16 protein-coding genes and 1 pseudogene are annotated in these 15,793 nt (G+C 38.3%); 4 read left to right on the top strand and 13 right to left on the bottom strand.

The window, feature by feature from the left end; all coding sequences use genetic code 11:
• Positions 1-129: 129 nt before the first annotated feature.
• From ACFSR0_RS04330 to ACFSR0_RS04315, 4 genes are all read right to left on the bottom strand, one after another.
• Positions 130-990, bottom strand: coding sequence for a glycoside hydrolase family 25 protein (locus ACFSR0_RS04330; protein WP_379980270.1), 861 nt, complete (start codon positions 988-990; stop codon positions 130-132).
• Between the two features lie 92 nt (positions 991-1,082).
• Positions 1,083-1,295 (bottom strand): DUF2922 domain-containing protein, encoded by a 213-nt coding sequence (locus ACFSR0_RS04325; RefSeq protein ID WP_379980268.1) that lies wholly within the window; start codon positions 1,293-1,295, stop codon positions 1,083-1,085.
• Between the two features lie 28 nt (positions 1,296-1,323).
• On the bottom strand, positions 1,324-1,611 hold the full coding sequence (locus ACFSR0_RS04320) for a DUF4458 domain-containing protein (RefSeq protein ID WP_379980266.1): 288 nt from the start codon (positions 1,609-1,611) through the stop codon (positions 1,324-1,326).
• Positions 1,612-1,614: 3 nt separating this feature from the next.
• Entirely contained in the window at positions 1,615-2,100 is a 486-nt protein-coding gene (locus ACFSR0_RS04315; protein WP_379980264.1) for a hypothetical protein, read from the bottom strand.
• A gap of 199 nt (positions 2,101-2,299) precedes the next feature.
• Between ACFSR0_RS04315 and ACFSR0_RS04310 the strand changes: the two genes are divergently transcribed.
• Positions 2,300-3,058: a hypothetical protein gene (locus ACFSR0_RS04310; protein ID WP_379980262.1), complete on the top strand. Its 759-nt coding sequence runs from the start codon at positions 2,300-2,302 to the stop codon at positions 3,056-3,058.
• A gap of 193 nt (positions 3,059-3,251) precedes the next feature.
• Positions 3,252-4,655 carry a LysM peptidoglycan-binding domain-containing protein gene (locus ACFSR0_RS04305; protein WP_379980260.1) on the top strand — a complete coding sequence of 468 codons (1,404 nt, stop codon included), beginning with the start codon at positions 3,252-3,254 and terminating at the stop codon, positions 4,653-4,655.
• Positions 4,656-4,835: 180 nt separating this feature from the next.
• Here ACFSR0_RS04305 and ACFSR0_RS04300 read toward each other — a convergent pair whose 3' ends face one another.
• The 4 genes from ACFSR0_RS04300 to ACFSR0_RS04285 all read right to left on the bottom strand — a co-directional run bounded on the left by ACFSR0_RS04300 (position 4,836) and on the right by ACFSR0_RS04285 (position 7,876).
• Positions 4,836-5,780, bottom strand: coding sequence for a metal ABC transporter substrate-binding lipoprotein (locus tag ACFSR0_RS04300; protein ID WP_379980258.1), 945 nt, complete (start codon positions 5,778-5,780; stop codon positions 4,836-4,838).
• Entirely contained in the window at positions 5,777-6,616 is an 840-nt protein-coding gene (locus ACFSR0_RS04295; protein WP_379980256.1) for a metal ABC transporter permease subunit, read from the bottom strand. Before ACFSR0_RS04295 ends, ACFSR0_RS04300 begins: the two co-directional genes overlap by 4 nt.
• Entirely contained in the window at positions 6,613-7,338 is a 726-nt protein-coding gene (locus ACFSR0_RS04290) for a metal ABC transporter ATP-binding protein (protein WP_379980254.1), read from the bottom strand. The genes ACFSR0_RS04295 and ACFSR0_RS04290 overlap by 4 nt, the downstream gene beginning before the upstream one ends.
• A 124-nt stretch (positions 7,339-7,462) precedes the next feature.
• Complete coding sequence (locus ACFSR0_RS04285; RefSeq protein WP_379980252.1) at positions 7,463-7,876, bottom strand: NusG domain II-containing protein; 414 nt, start codon at positions 7,874-7,876, stop codon at positions 7,463-7,465.
• A gap of 227 nt (positions 7,877-8,103) precedes the next feature.
• On the opposite strand from ACFSR0_RS04285, the gene ACFSR0_RS04280 reads away from it, so the two are divergent.
• Positions 8,104-8,952 (top strand): MurR/RpiR family transcriptional regulator, encoded by an 849-nt coding sequence (locus tag ACFSR0_RS04280; protein ID WP_379980250.1) that lies wholly within the window; start codon positions 8,104-8,106, stop codon positions 8,950-8,952.
• 64 nt (positions 8,953-9,016) lie between these two features.
• Here ACFSR0_RS04280 and ACFSR0_RS04275 read toward each other — a convergent pair whose 3' ends face one another.
• The 4 genes from ACFSR0_RS04275 to ACFSR0_RS04260 form a co-directional block, all read right to left on the bottom strand.
• On the bottom strand, positions 9,017-10,969 hold the full coding sequence (locus tag ACFSR0_RS04275) for a glucose PTS transporter subunit IIA (protein ID WP_379980248.1): 1,953 nt from the start codon (positions 10,967-10,969) through the stop codon (positions 9,017-9,019).
• 11 nt (positions 10,970-10,980) lie between these two features.
• Positions 10,981-11,886, bottom strand: a complete 906-nt coding sequence (gene murQ, locus ACFSR0_RS04270) for an N-acetylmuramic acid 6-phosphate etherase (RefSeq protein ID WP_379980246.1) — start codon at positions 11,884-11,886, stop codon at positions 10,981-10,983.
• Positions 11,879-12,949 (bottom strand): DUF871 domain-containing protein, encoded by a 1,071-nt coding sequence (locus tag ACFSR0_RS04265; protein WP_379980243.1) that lies wholly within the window; start codon positions 12,947-12,949, stop codon positions 11,879-11,881. Before ACFSR0_RS04265 ends, murQ begins: the two co-directional genes overlap by 8 nt.
• Positions 12,950-13,255: 306 nt before the next feature.
• Entirely contained in the window at positions 13,256-14,104 is an 849-nt protein-coding gene (locus ACFSR0_RS04260) for a MerR family transcriptional regulator (RefSeq protein ID WP_379980241.1), read from the bottom strand.
• Positions 14,105-14,190: 86 nt separating this feature from the next.
• Between ACFSR0_RS04260 and ACFSR0_RS04255 the strand changes: the two genes are divergently transcribed.
• Complete coding sequence (locus ACFSR0_RS04255) at positions 14,191-15,225, top strand: NAD(P)H-dependent amine dehydrogenase family protein (protein WP_379980239.1); 1,035 nt, start codon at positions 14,191-14,193, stop codon at positions 15,223-15,225.
• A 70-nt stretch (positions 15,226-15,295) separates the two neighbouring features.
• Here ACFSR0_RS04255 and ACFSR0_RS04250 read toward each other — a convergent pair.
• Positions 15,296-15,667, bottom strand: a pseudogene (locus ACFSR0_RS04250) (VanZ family protein); the annotation flags it as partial.
• Between the last annotated feature and the right edge of the window lie 126 nt (positions 15,668-15,793).

Genomic DNA, 15,793 nt, shown 5'->3' with positions numbered 1-15,793 from the left:
TCATTGTTATTTGGCGACTGATAATAGAAAAAAGGCCACTTTTTTTTGAATAGCAATCTTTAGGAAAACGCTATCTTTTTACCCAAAAAACCAATTGGATTTTCAGCCAATCCAATTGGTTTTCCTAGATTATGTGATTAATTTCCCAAATTTTTCAAAATTACCTAAGGCCAAATACCCTTTTGTCCCATCCGAGCGTAGTTGTTCCCCCCACAAATACCCATCTGCAATATGAATATTTTGAATCCTTACTTGCGCATCTTTGGGCAGCAAAGCAATGACACCGCTTTGGACCGTTGGCTTGGTCCGTAGGTAAATCGGATATTCTAATTGGAACGTTCGCAATGTTAACTCCCCCTTTCCGTTTTCGTTTGTTTCCTTTTTCGACGAAACCGTTCTTCCAAAAAGGGTTTCGAATGTCGTTCTATTCAACTGATTCAAATCTAACGGGCCATTGTAACCTGACAAACGACCATTCGACGTATATTGATGAAGTTGATACTCTCTTGTTGCGGTTGGAGTAACCCCTTCAAATAGACCGGTGTTTTTGCCATAACTAGGTAGCCAAATCGCGTCAAATGCAGGCGTGTCTAACTGAAATTGATGATACAAATGGTTAGCAATATAGGCACCAACCTTCGAAGACCCACATTCTTTCAATGTTCGACGGTAACGTTCACACCCTGCTCGCATGTCTAACATGGATTGTTCTTCGACATCTAACCACCAAAAAGCAGGTTGAAACGCTTGAGCTCGTTGATAAAAGATGCAGGCTTCTTCCTTCATTTCTTGGATGGTTTTGCCACGTACCCAAGCATACACAGCACAAGGTATGCCTAACGATTGGAACATTTGCAGATGTTGCTTGTAGGCTCGATCCTCATAATCCTTGCCATATTGCACCCGGACAATCACAACTTGGACTTGTTTTGCAAGCATAGAATAATTGATTGTCGCTGGCACTTGCCATTCAGAAATATCTATAATCATGTTTTTCCCCCTTAAAAAAGACTGACCACTCAGTCTTCTAAAGAAGCGATTCGCTCTCTTAAAATCTGTACTAGTGGTCAGTCATTTTTGATTTAGAACAAGTCCGTTTCGATTGTTTCGACATATTTTGCCGAATTGACTTGTTGATACAAAGCGATTCCCTCACGTTCAAACAAATTTAGTGCAACAAGGTCTTCTGCCAATTTTCGCACTTCTTCTTTTGTTAAATCTTCCGCCGCCATTTGTGGTGACCAAGCATGTTTGCTTCCTGCACTGTTTAAAAAGATAATGGTTAGTTTTTTCATGTCTTTTTCCTCCTCTGTTGGTTAGTTATTAGTCTTTGACAATACGATATTCAACCGTTTGATACGTACCTGCTAACTCAGCTGCTCCCTTGGTGAGTGAAGCAACAATGTTACTCAAAGCTACTATTGCTTCCTCTGGTTGATCAGCTTTGACGTTACTAAATGTTTGTTTGACCGTCTTCTGTGTTTCAAGATTGGTTAATTCTACTCGGATTGTTCCTTTGTTGTGTACTTTCATGGTTATTCCTCCTCTTGATGATTGTTTGGTTGGTAAGTCGCGCGCCTTACACCTATATAAACGAAATTTTTTTGGCAAATGTCAAAAGGATTTAAAAAAAAGATCAAATTTTTTTCGTAAAACTTGACGATAATATGCCTTCATTTGACGAGAAAGGGGCCGCTTCCCTAATAAGGCAGCGATTCTTTCCTGATCAGTTGCATCTAATTGGGCATAAAATTCTGTAAAAGCAACCTTCCATTCAAGCACTTCGTTCTCCTCTGTTTTTGATGGTAACGCCAATCCCTCATCTTGATAAAGATCCAAAACGTCCATTCGTTCATGCTGTTTTCGTTGGAAATCCAGAAAAAACCAGTACAAATTTTGGTACAAGAATGAAAGAGAATACGTTTGTTCAAACGAAGCTAAATCTTCAAAGGCGCTGGCTAATTGGAAAAGATGCCAACGTCCCTCTTGCAAATAATCATCAAAATTGGGATGTTGCTGATGAATACCGCAACGATAGGCGACTTTGCGTAGTAGTCCCTCATATTTTTTTACAACGAGTGTGGCAATTGTTCGGGTCATCGTTTCTTACTCCTGTTTTTTTATTCCTCGAGGTAACACCAGTATAAAAAAACAAGTATTTTTTTTCGGTTCTAAATTTTTCATTTTTTCTTTCAATTTTATGTTTCCGCTTTCATTTTTGCGTAAACTATGATAAAAATGAAAAGAGATAATTAAATAAAATATGTAATTTAATAAAAAGGAGTGTGCCAGAATAATCATGTCTTCAAATCATTCAGATTCACTATTTTTAGAAACGTTGCTTACCCAAATGACTGGCGAACGAAACTTTTTATCCGAAAAAAAAGGAGAAACAAAGCAACCTTTTTTTTCGGATAGTACCCATTTGTCCTTTGCTAACGAAATACTCGCCTTATACCCAATTGAAGTAGAGGAGACCATTCAAACAGTCGTGATTTACCAAGAACATTTGCAATTAATTGAACTTCCTCCGCTCGCAATTATCAATCAATGGTTGGGTCAATTCCACTTTGATTACGCCAAATTTTGTTCGGTGTTTGAAGGATTTCAAACACTAGCAAAATACTGTGTGCCTGCTTCGGATGCAACCTATTCTTTGATTCCCATCGGTTCCCCTAAAGACAAGAAAACTATTTGGATTAACGCACAGCAAATTCAATTAATTAATCAAACCGCTAGTGCAACCCGGATTCAGTTACTTAACAAGGTTAGCCTTCCTTCCATAAAAAAAGAAGTTTCGTTAAAGAAAAACATTCGCAATGGAATCGCTACTTGTCACTTACTGAATCAGGCAAGCGTTCTATGGTACACACATGCCCAACAAATAATGCTTAATAGTCACGAAAGCTTGCATCTGCCACGAAAATCATTGGCTAGGAAGCTCATTACATCGGCTGATTTGCACTTTTCCTGGGAAGAGATTGAAACCATCCAACAAAAAATCATTGAAATCCGGCAACTGAATCATTTTAAAAAGAAACATAAAAAGAAAATTTGAGGCTTGGTCCTTTTTTTTTGAAACATCGCTCAAAAAATCAGCTAAATGTTTTTTTCTAACAGCCTTTACATTTCATTCATGTTACAATCGTGAGTCAAATGGGAAAAAACTGTTTATTTACACAGAAACCGGTCTATAATAAAACTAGACTTAAGTGAATCTTAAGAATTAAAAAAAGGAGTGAACAAACTAGATGAATAAAAAGCTAATTGCAACGGTGGCAGCGACAACTTTAGGGGGAGTTTCACTTCTTATTGAGGATCAAATCGTCAAAGCAGACGATACAAGTGCATCCAATCAGACTGCTACCACAAATGCAACGACACATACAGTCAAAGCTGGGGACACATTAAGTAGCATTGCAACCAAGTATCAAACGACTGTAGCAAACTTAGTCAAAGTAAATGGAATTTCAAATCCTAATCTGATTATTGTAGGTCAAACGTTAACGGTTGGTGGAAATACAACTTCGACTTCAACCACCACATCTGCGACAACACAGGCAACAACAGCTACCAGCACAACAACCGTCTCCTCTTCCTATACAGTAAAGTCGGGTGATACGGTAGGTTCAATTGCCTCTCGTTATGGTGTTTCTGTCAGCGATATCCAAAAGTGGAATAATCTGTCGAACGTAAATCTTATTTTCATTGGTCAAAAACTGGCAATTCAAGCGAATGCAACAACGACGACAACAAACACAAGTACCACTTCCTCTTCAACGCAACAAACAACGAATACAACCCAAACAGGTTCGAATTCGAATGTAACGAACACCACGACAACGGGGACTTCAACTTATACCGTCAAAGCGGGCGACACTATCGCCAAAATTGCGAATCAATTTGGAACGACTGTTGCTAAAATTCAATCGTTAAACAATTTAAGCAATGTCAATCTTATTTTTGTTAATCAAACGTTGAAAATTTCGGGTACTGTAACAAATTCGACAACCACGTCAACTAGTCAATCAAATACAAATACAAACACAACAAATACAGGATCAACAAATGGCCAGTCCATTTATACGGTCAAATCAGGTGATACGATTGCCAATATTGCCAACACATTTGGCGTAACAATCAATCAAATCAAACAATGGAATAATTTGGCAAATATCCATGTTATTTATGTCAATCAAAAACTGGTTGTTGCGGGATCAGGAAGCAATTCCCAAAGCAATTCAACAACAAGTACAAATCCTTCAACAAATACAAGCAATACTACAAACACGAACACGAATACAACCACACCCGTTGTTTCTGCTGATGCAACGTTAAATGCTTTAAATGCATTGCGCGCATCAAAAGGATTAAATCCTGTTAGTTGGGATGCAGGTTTGGCTGCTGCAGCAACAAATCGGGCCCAACAAATTCTAGCAAGCAATTATACCATTCCAAACGATCATTGGCATACTGCTGGCGAGGTCTTAGCCTTCTTCTATAGTCCAGGCACAGATGTTATTAATGCATGGTTTACAGAACGAAATATGATTAGTGCAAGTGGAACAGGCCATCGAGATTGGGAACTGAATCCTTCCACAACCAAAGTTGGCTTTGGCTATGCTGGTCAGGTCATCGTTGGTCGTTCAAATTAAGCTTTTGTCCACAAGAAACTAAATAGAAGTAAACTCCAATAGGTTCATCCCTATTGGAGTTTTTTTAAACAAAAAAACGACAAAATATCCGTACCGCCAATTCTTCTTACAGTCAAATTGACGGCACGACCTTTATGTTTCACTTTCTTTTAGCTAGAATTGCAACCATCCTTGCAATTCTTATTGAGCCAATCCTGAAGCAATTTTATCCAAATTCCATTTCATCATAGCGTAGTAACTATCACCATCTTCACCTTTTTCTGCCACAGAATCCGTAAAAATTTTGGCATAAATAGGGATACCTGTATCTTTGGAGATTGTTCTCATTGGACGGTCATCAACACTACTCTCCACAAAAAGGGCTGGAACATCACTTTGTCGCAAAGTTCGAACCAACGAGCTAATTTGGTCGGGGGTTCCCTCTTCCTCTGTATTTATTTCCCAGATATAAGCAGATGGGATTTGATACGCTTTGGAAAAATATTTGAAACACCCTTCACTTGTTACAATCAATTTCTTATTTTCAGGTATTGCATCAAACTTTTTCTTTGCCTCTTCATCCAAAGCAGTTAGTTTTTCAACATACGTGGCCAATTGTTGATTGTAATAAGCTTGGTTTTTCTTATCTTTTTCACCTAATTGTTTGGCAATATTTTGCGCATAGATGATGCCGTTTTCCAAATTCAGCCAAGCATGAGGGTCCTCTTTTCCTTCTTCGCCTTGTCCCTCTAGGTAAATAACTTCAACTCCATCACTTGCAGCAAAATAATCTTGATCCTTAACCTTATTCGCATTCTTCATTAGCTTTGTAAACCAAGCATTTCCGCCTGTTTCCAAATTAATGCCATTATAAAAAATGACATCTGCTCTGGATACTTTTTGAACATCGACAGACAATGGCTCATATTCGTGCGGATCTTTTCCGACTGGGACAATACTATGCAAGTTAATTTTATCCCCAGCAATCGTTTTGGTCATATCCGCTAGAATGGAATTCGTTACAACGACGTTTAGTTTATCATCAGATGCTTCATTCGTTTCAGCCTTTGAAGCACAACCGCCAAGCATTAACGCTAAGCAAATCAGACTGCCGAAAACAGCGATATTCCGTCCTCTCTTTTTCATTGCATCCCTCTCCTTTTCGCTTTTCGTTGTTTTGGTGATAAGAAAAAACTGATACCAAAGAATACCGCTGCTGTTAAGACAATACTGGATCCAGCCGCAACGTTAAAACTATACCCAATAAATAAGCCAATAAAGGATGAAAGTACACCGATTGTTGAAGACAAAAGCAACATCACTTTTAAGCTATTGGCATATAAATAGGCCGTAGCCGCCGGGGTAATCAACATCGCAACAATCAAAATGGTCCCTACACTTTGCATTGCAGTCACTGAAACCAAGGTCAACAAGACCATTAATAAATAATGAAAGAACGAAACATTCATTCCCATCGCTTGTGCCATCAACGGATCAAACGACGTGATGAGTAGTTCCTTGAAAAAAATGACGATGACCATCAGCACAAGCACAGCAACGGCAATGGTAATCCATTTATCGATGTCTTGGACTGCTAAGATATTTCCAAATAAAATGTGAAACAAATCCGTTGAACTATTGGCAACACCAATCAAAATAACCCCCAATGCTAGAAAAGAACTGAACGTAATCCCGATGGCTGTATCCCCTTTAATGATACTGTTGCCTTTAATGTAGGTAATCAAGACTGAGGCGAATAAACCAAAAACAATCGCACCAATAAAAAAGTTAATTCCTAAAAGATAGGACAACGCAACTCCTGGTAAGACAGCATGTGAAATCGCATCACCCATTAGGGACATCCCTCTTAAAATAATAAAGCAACCAACTGCTCCTGAAACAATCCCAATAACAATTGAAGTGACCAAAGCATTTTGTAAAAAATGAAATTCTTGTATACCAGCAAAAAAATTCATAATCATGCGTCCACACCTCCTACAAACAAATTTTCCCCATATGTTTGTCTTAATTGTTCCGCAGTAAAGGTGTCAGCCGTGGGACCATAGGCTATGACTTGTTTATTCAAAAGCAATACATGATCAAAATACAGCTTCACCTTACTCAAATCATGATGCACAATCAGAATCGTTCTTCCTTCTTTTTTGAGATCATTTAGTAACCCCATAATAATTTGTTCACTAATTAAATCAATTCCTACAAACGGTTCATCTAAAAAAATATAATCGGCTTGCTGAACAAGACAACGGGCAATCAAAACCCGTTGAAACTGACCGCCAGATAACTCACTAATCTGTCGGTTGGCAAATTCACTTAAGCCTACTTTTGCCAATGCTTCGTCCACTTGCTGCCACTGTTTGCTTTGAAGCTTACGACACAAACCGACTTCATTATACGTTCCTAAAGAAACACATTCTTTGACTTTAATTGGAAAGGTATAATCAATCTGGCTTTTTTGTTCGACATAGGCGACCTTTTTTCGACCTTTTTTTGCCGTTTGGCCATCAATTGTGACTTCACCCTCATGGGGCAAAATTGCTAATATCGCTTTTAACAACGTAGATTTTCCCGCTCCGTTGGGTCCAATAATCCCAGCAATCATCGGTCCTTCAAACGTCAAATTTATTCGTTCAATCGCCAGCTCTTGGTTGCTATATGCAACTGTTAAATTGGTAACCTGAATCACATCTTTCACTCCTAACTGATAAAAATTCTCATTTATTATATTTTAGGATAACCTAAATTCTATTTAAGGTCAATAAAAAAAGACAACTATTTTTTAGTTGTCTCTTCTAATGCGAACAAAGCAATTAGTAGATATAATAATCTTCTGCATCCTTTTGTACAATTTCAATGACTAATTTATGTGGCAAACAAATACTTGTCTGGCCATTTTTTTCAATCCAACCGGTCTTAACTGCAATTTGATCAGGGCTATTATCCTCTTTGTCTCTGATGCGACCATCCTTGATCTCAATAATATTGTACTTTCCCTTAGCAGGATAATACGTTTTGGTTCTATTTTTGTGCGTATCCAATCGAAATCGGTCTACTTCTTTGCCATCAATTCGAATGACAGCATAACGTGGTGCGGAATCATCAACTGCTCGAACTTGATACTGAAACACAAACAAAGGAAAAAAGGAAGCACATAGAAAAAATAGAATCAAAACAAAATCGGCTGGACGAAGTAACTTTCTAAGCCCTTTTAAATACACCTTCATGTTTATCCCCCTTTTTTATCCTTGATTACTTACTTCAATTTTATCACAACTCATCTACAAGAGTCGCTTTTTATAAGCATAATCTCTTCTTTCTCTATTTTTAATCAGATTTTTTCTATTCATCATCTATACATAGTGTTCTGTTCTTTTTTATGTTATAACTAAATTAATTATAGCAAGTATTCGTACATAGCTTTCCAGAATTAGTAAGGAATAGGAGAATGATGATGAGTGTCCTTTTGCGAATGAATAGTTTTAAACATTCCTTTTCTCCAACGGAATTAAAAATTTTTCACTATATTGAAAGTAATCCAGAAAAAGCGACTCATATGACGGCGAAACAGCTCGCACAAGCTGCGAGTGTTAGCGCGCCCTCCATCGTTCGTTTTTCACAAAAAATGGGCTATGCTAGTCTAACCGATTTTAAAATTCAGCTCTCAACTGAATTGCAATCCACAAAGACCGTACCGACTACCTATGCCGATGTTCAACCAAATGAATCTTTTCATTCGATTAAACAAAAAATTGCCACCAATGCCCAAATTAGTTTGAATGAAACAGTTGGCATACTGCAAGAAGAAACCTTCCTTCAAGCAATCGAGTTAATCAAACAAGCTCCTGCCATTCTGACATTTGGTGTCGGTGCATCAGCATTGACTGCCCAAGATATTGTCCACAAGTGGTCACGAATCGGTCAGTTTGTCTTTAATGAGCGCGACATTCATTTGTTCATTCCCCAGTTGATTAATGCGCCCGCTAATAGCGTTGTCTGGTTAATTTCAAATTCAGGCAAAACGCCGGAATTACTTTACTTAGCTGAAATCGCCAAAAAGAAACAATTGCCCATCCTAACACTCACGCAATTGGGAGCCAATCCACTACATGAAAGCGCAACTATTGGTATGCAGACAGCACGGCCGATGGAAGCCGAAAACCGTAGTGCCGCAACAAATTCCATTTTGTCACAATTTTTGACGGTTGATATTTTGTTCTATCTCTACATTAGTCAAAATCATCAATACATCAAACAAATCCTTGAAAGCAAAAAAATCATGGAAGACTTCAAACAACAATAAAAAACGATTCAAGTGACAAAGATTTGTCTACTTGAATCGTTTTTGCTCTTTTTAATTGATTCGCCTAAATTGTTACCGTCAGAATTTCTTCTTTTGGTGAAACATGTTTTGCGGATACCGGACTAAGCTGTTTCACCTTTTCCATATTGGTCACTACAACCAACATTTCATTTGCTTTATGAGCGACTTTTAACGCCTCTAAATCAACCGTTGCTACTAGAGTACCTGGTGTCACCTTATCTCCTTCATGTACCCGAATCGTGAAAGGCGCACCTTTTAGTTGGACCGTGTCCACACCCATGTGAAGCAGTACTTCTGACCCATGTTCTGTCACGAAACCAATCGCATGCTTTGTCGGAAAAATTGAGGAAACCGTTCCGTATACAGGTGCGTAGATGTCACCAGTGTCTGAAACAACGAAATACCCATCACCCATCATTTTTTGCGAAAATACTTTATCCACCGAAGCTGTCAAAGGTTTGACCTCTCCCGTTGCTACAGCATACAATTTTTCTTGCACGCTTGCTTTGCTCTCAGCTGGAATATTACTTGCTACCTGTTTTTCATTTTGATTAGTTTCTTGTACCGCAGCCAAACGATCTTTAGGAATCCCAAAGAAATAAGTAAAGATGAAACCACCAAGATACGCTGCTAACAATCCTAATACGTAGCCCCACCATTTATGGTTGGCGATTAAGAAAATCAATGGAATACCTGAAGGCCCAATCGCAATTGCACCCACGCCACCAATTAATCCAATGACAGCCCCGCCAATACCACCACCTATACACGCGGTAATAAATGGTTTTCCAAGTGGAAGAGTCACCCCATAAATTAATGGTTCGCCAATACCCAAAATACCAACTGGTAGTGCACCTTTAATCATTTCACTTAATTCTTTGTCTTTGCGCAAGCGAACCCACAGCGCAATCGCTGCACCGACTTGACCCCCACCAGCCATTGCTAAAATCGGTAGTAATAAGGTGCTACCTGTTTCAGTAATCATTTGCACATGGATAGGAGTTAAAATTTGGTGCAAACCAAGCATAACCATTGGTAAGAAGAGTGCTCCTAGAACAAAACCAGAAAATGCTCCACCAACATTCAAAATCCAATTAATTCCACCCACCATATTATCAGAAATGAAGCCCGCTAATGGCATGATTAAATAGATTTCTGCTAATCCTATCAGTAGAATACTGATGGTTGGCGTGACGATAATATCAATTGAGTCTGGCACTACTTTGTGCAATCGTTTTTCTACTTGTGCCAACAGCCAGACTGCTAGAATAACACCTAAAATCCCACCTTGATTGGCAGCTAACGCTTCACCAGTAAACAAGTTTTTAATAGGTTGTTCGGGATTCATTCCTGTAAGTAAAATAACTGCTCCAATAATCCCACCGACTGTTGGGGTAGCGCCAAATACTTGTGCAGCATTGACACCAGTATAAATTGCTAAATAAGAAAACATCCCATTTTTAATAATACTTAACACCATAATTAACTGATTCCAAGTGTCCCCACTTAAATATCCCGCTGTCACCATATTGGTAAGAACTGCAACAACCCCTGCAATCAAACCTGATCCAACAAATGCTGGAATCATTGGGACAAAAATATTTGAAATATCTTTTAAGAACCGCTTCATCGGTGTTGATTTTTGTTTTGCCTTTTGAGCTGCTTTATTTTGTGCCGCAAATTCTTCAACTTTTTCTTTGCCACTGTGATTGTGAGTAGGAATTGTTTCACCTAATTTCACACCAGCCATAGCGACCATTTCTTGAGCCACCTTGTTTACTTTACCTGGTCCAACAATGACTTGTAATTGCTCATCATCAACGACCCCTAATACACCCGGAATCCCTTTTAATTTTTCTTCATTGACTTTTGTATCATCACGAACCGACATCCGTACGCGAGTCATACAATGAACAACCGATTCCACATTGTCCATCCCACCAGCTCCAGCGTAAATTTCTGCGGCCATTTTTTTGTATGCTGTATTTTCAGCCATTTAAGCTCCCCCTAACTTTGCTTTGTTTGTCTTATAAATCCTTTTGCTGCTATCAATCTTTCATTCGCCTGATCTGCATCAGAGCCCGTCAAAATCATCACAATAGCCACCTTTACATCATGATTGGCTTGTTCAAAATAGTCTTCTGCCACTTCATAAGATACCTCTGTAGCTGCCATGATAATTCGTTTTGCTCGTTCAATTAATTTTTCATTAGTAGGTTGGACATCAACCATCAAATTCCCATAGACTTTTCCAATGCCAATCATGCTAATAGTAGAAATCATATTCAAAATCAATTTTTGAGCGGTTCCTGATTTGAGTCGCGTCGATCCAGTCAAGAATTCTGGACCACAATCAACTTCGATTGCCAGTTGGGCTTCATTCGAAATCAACGCCTTTTTGTTGCACGCGAATGATACCGTAGTCGCTCCTACTTTTTCAGCATAACGTAAACCGCCAATCACATATGGTGTACGACCACTTGCAGCTATACCAATCACCACATCCTTTGCAGTTAAATGTAACTGTTGCAAGTCTACTTCGGCCAAAAGAAGGGAATCCTCCGCCCCTTCAACTGCTACCGTCATCGCCTTCTGACCACCCGCGATCAACCCAATCACCATTGTTGGTTCTACTCCAAATGTAGGAACACATTCCGCTGCATCCAATACACCCAAACGGCCACTCGTTCCAGCACCCATATAAATTAAGCGTCCTCCTTGACGGAAAGCTAAAATGACTTGTTCAATCACACTTTCAACAACAGGTAGCACTTCCTTAACCGCTGGAACGACTTGTGCATCCTCTTCATTCATTAATTGACAAGCCTCATGAATAGACAGTTCATCCAAATTTAACGTGTGTTGATTCTGTCTTTCAGTAGTTAAATGCTCAATCGAAACCTTCTCACTCATGCGTCGTCACTTCCTTTTCAACTAATTCAAATTCCTGATTTGCTCCAATAAATGGCAACAATGAACAATCCTCTTCAACCAATCGACCGACTACATTGACACGTTCGTCAGCTGGTAGATTTCGTTTGCATAGTTGCAATTCACCCATGTATCTTCCATAAAGGGAATTATCCACAGTGATCGCACCTAACTCTCTTATCCTCAGTGGAAGTGGCTGCACCTCATTAACCCTTTTCCGCCGAGATTCCCTGCTTCGAACGACATCACGGGCAACATCTGGACGATTGTAATGAACACCTAATACTGTCGATTGACTCGCATTTTCGAAAAGCTGACAAGATAAAAGAATCCGTTGCTTTCCAAGCCATGCCTCAAATTGAGCAAGGCTTTTAGCTGATAGCGTTGGATCACCAACGTAAACAAAATCCACCCCTAATTGTTCCAAATCCAAAGCTGCCACTAAGGGCAGACAATTACGATGTTCTTCTAGTGTTGGTAAACCAGCTTTTAACGGTCCTCTTTTTTCGCCATCTCCAGGAATAAACGCCTGAACAGTTAATCCCTCTTGTCTCAACCATTCATTTTTCGCAAAAAACCATTGACGATCCAAACCCGTTTCGGGTCTGGGATAATAATTATGCCAGACGGATAAATTTTGGAAATCGGCCGCTAGTTGGCGCAAGCGGGTTAACTCGCTTTCAGTGATTGTACTTGCATTTAGGCCAACTTGCATTTGGTGGGAACAAGCAGCGATTGTTTCCATGGAAAAGCCATCATCCATTCTTAAACCCGTAATCCCCATCGTCACTAATTCTGATAAATGATCAATGGAAAAACCTGCCTTCTCTAGAGCTCCACCAGAAATATCAACCATCAAATCTAGTTGATTGTTCTTTGCCAGTTCTCCCAACTTTTTTATTCTTTTACGGTACAGGGTTGCATCGTCCTCTGGAATATGTAGCGATGTAAACAAACCAGAAAAACCCACTTGTTTCATTAATCCCAATTGTTTTTCAGATAATTGGTCTACCTCATTATTAAGGTAAAAAGAAAAACCATACAAACTTTATCAACCTCCTTTATTCATTTTGGTCTACCTTTCTATCACGCTTATACTATAGCATTGTAGAAAAAAACAAACAACAAAATTTCACTAATAAAATCATAAAAAAGAAACAAAATTTCATGAATCATTCGTTTTTATTGATAGCGTTCTTATCTTTTCGGATCAAATAGGATTTTTTTGATAAATGTAATCGATTACATTTATAGATTAACACAAATCCAATGAATTTTGAAATATTTTTTCTTTTAAAAACACATTATAAAGAAATTTTATTTCTTTATAATGTAAAAAAATAGCTTGAGACTATTTTTTTTCAACTCGTACCTGCATTCGAATCAACATTTCTCGCTTGCCTTCTCTCGCTTGTTCAGGAAACTCATCAACAACCTCGCAAAGATAGTCACCGACAACCTGATAATCATCTGCAAAATCGATAAGTAAAGCCTCACGAAAGTAGTGAAGCACAGTTAATTCATTTTTGAAACCTTTGCAATACATCACCGCATACAACCCATTCTTAGCTTCATATGTTTGAAATCCCTCTAAAGGAATTATTTGCTTTTCTAAGAACATTTGCTTCGAAGAAAAATGCCCATTCAAAAAATCGCGATGATTCATAACTGTTCCCACACAACTAAAAATCCCGCGAAAATCTTTCTCTTTCAACTGATTCTTAAACGATCGCAAATAAAACTCATATTCTCCTTCCGACATTTCATAAACATTTTTAGGTATTCTGTACAGATAAAAATTGCGACGAGCGAACGATGTAACAACTATCTTTGTTTCCCCTTCTGTACTCTCCAATATTTGCTTCCCTTTTTGAAAATGGTTAATCCAACGCATTTGATTCGTTAACTCCTGGATTTGCTCGCGCATCACAAGTTGCTTTTTTATCAATAACTGTTCTAGTGATTGTTCATTTGTATCATCATATAAAAAAGAGCGAATTTCTTCCAATGAAAAATGAAGTGCTTTTAAAAGTTGAATAGTGTCCAATAATGATGACTGTTCAATCGAATAATAGCGAAAACCCGTTGCCGAATCCACCTCGATAGGTTTAAGTAAGTTCTTTTCATCATAATATCGCAATGTTTGAATTGAAAGCTGGTTAAGCTTTGCCATATCACCAATTTTTATTTTTGAAAACATTTCCATTTTTCTCCTTGACTCTCTAGTTACTATAGACATTATACTATGATTGTGAATAATATTACAATATTTAGGAGGCTATTGCTATGAAAAAAGAAAAGATTCGTGTAATCCAGTATGGTTGTGGAAAAATGTCAAAAGTTTTGATTCACTATTTATTAGAACATGGTGCGGAAATTGTCGGTGCCATTGATGCTAATCCAGCTGTTGTTGGACAAGATATTGGAACCTTTGCTGGATTTGACAAACCACTAGGCGTAACAATTTCAGCCAATGCCGAAGAAGTTTTCTCGAATTGTGATGCCGATATCGCCGTCGTGACAATTTTTAGCTATATCCACGATATGTATCCATTCTACGAAATATGTGCTCGTCATGGTGTCAATGTAATTTCAACATGTGAAGAGGCCATCTATCCATGGAATACAGCTGCCGGTGAAACCAATCATCTAGATAAATTAGCAAAAAAATATGGCGTAACCATTACCGGAAGTGGGATGCAAGATATTTTTTGGAATAATTTAGTCTATACTGTTGCTGGTGGCGTAAATAAAATTAGCCGTATAGAAGGCGCGGTTAGCTATAATGTAGAAGATTATGGTTTGGCTTTGGCGAAAGCTCATGGTGCAGGCTATACCCTAGATCAATTTGAAAAAGAAATTGCCCATGCAGAAAGTTTCCCCTCTTATATTTGGAATTCGGGTGAAGCAATGTGCGCAAAATTTAATTGGACCATCCAATCTATTTCCCAAAAAAGTGTACCATTTACACTAAACGAGGACATCTATTCGGAAACACTTGGACGAACCATTCCTGCAGGAGATGCAATAGGAATGTCAGCTGTTGTCACAATCAAAACATATCAAGGTATTGAATTAAACTTGCAGTGCATAGGTAAAGTATATCGTCCTGAAGATGGTGACATGTGTGACTGGAAACTATATGGTGAACCAGATGTCACTTTTTCTGTTGAAAAACCTGACACTGTTGCACATACTTGTGCAACAATCGTCAATCGTATTCCTACTGTCATTCAAGCCCCAGCTGGTTTTTATACAGCAGAAAAAATTGAAAACTTACAATATCTTACCTATCCAATGCATCTCTATATTGATAAATGATGCTTCACTTTTAGACAAGTAGCCGATTCCTAGTTACTAAAAAAATCAGGTTTCTTAGAATCTCACCCTTCTAAGATAACCTGATTTTTTTTAGTTTGTTGCTCACCAACAGTCGAATGAATAAGTAACCCACTACGCAACCAATAAAATTTAGTAAGATATCACTAACGGCAAATGTTCCTACATAAAAAACATATTGAATCGTTTCAATCCCTAGAATAGTCAAGAGTGAAAGAATCAAAAACTCCCACGGTTTTGCCTTTAAACCATACAATCCGCCTAATGGAATAAAATACACAACATTCAAGAAAGCTTCAATAAGAATGCGCCGATTCCAGATTAGAAAATCAAATGGATCAAATGAATACGACCGATAACGCTCTGCTTTAGCAAATAAGACCACAAACAATAAAAATAAATATACAGTATAAACCAAATAGACCTGACACTCCACACGACTAAAATCGTGGGGTTCTTAGGTAATACGTCCTAACGGTCGTAAATTTACTAAGCTATCCCCGAAAGTCCTTCGGTTTTAATATTTATGCTTGCATTAATATCTCTATCA

This window comes from Enterococcus camelliae, assembly GCF_042685105.1.
GTDB lineage: Bacteria > Bacillota > Bacilli > Lactobacillales > Enterococcaceae > Enterococcus_G > Enterococcus_G camelliae.
This window is presented reverse-complemented; position numbering and strand designations above follow the sequence as displayed.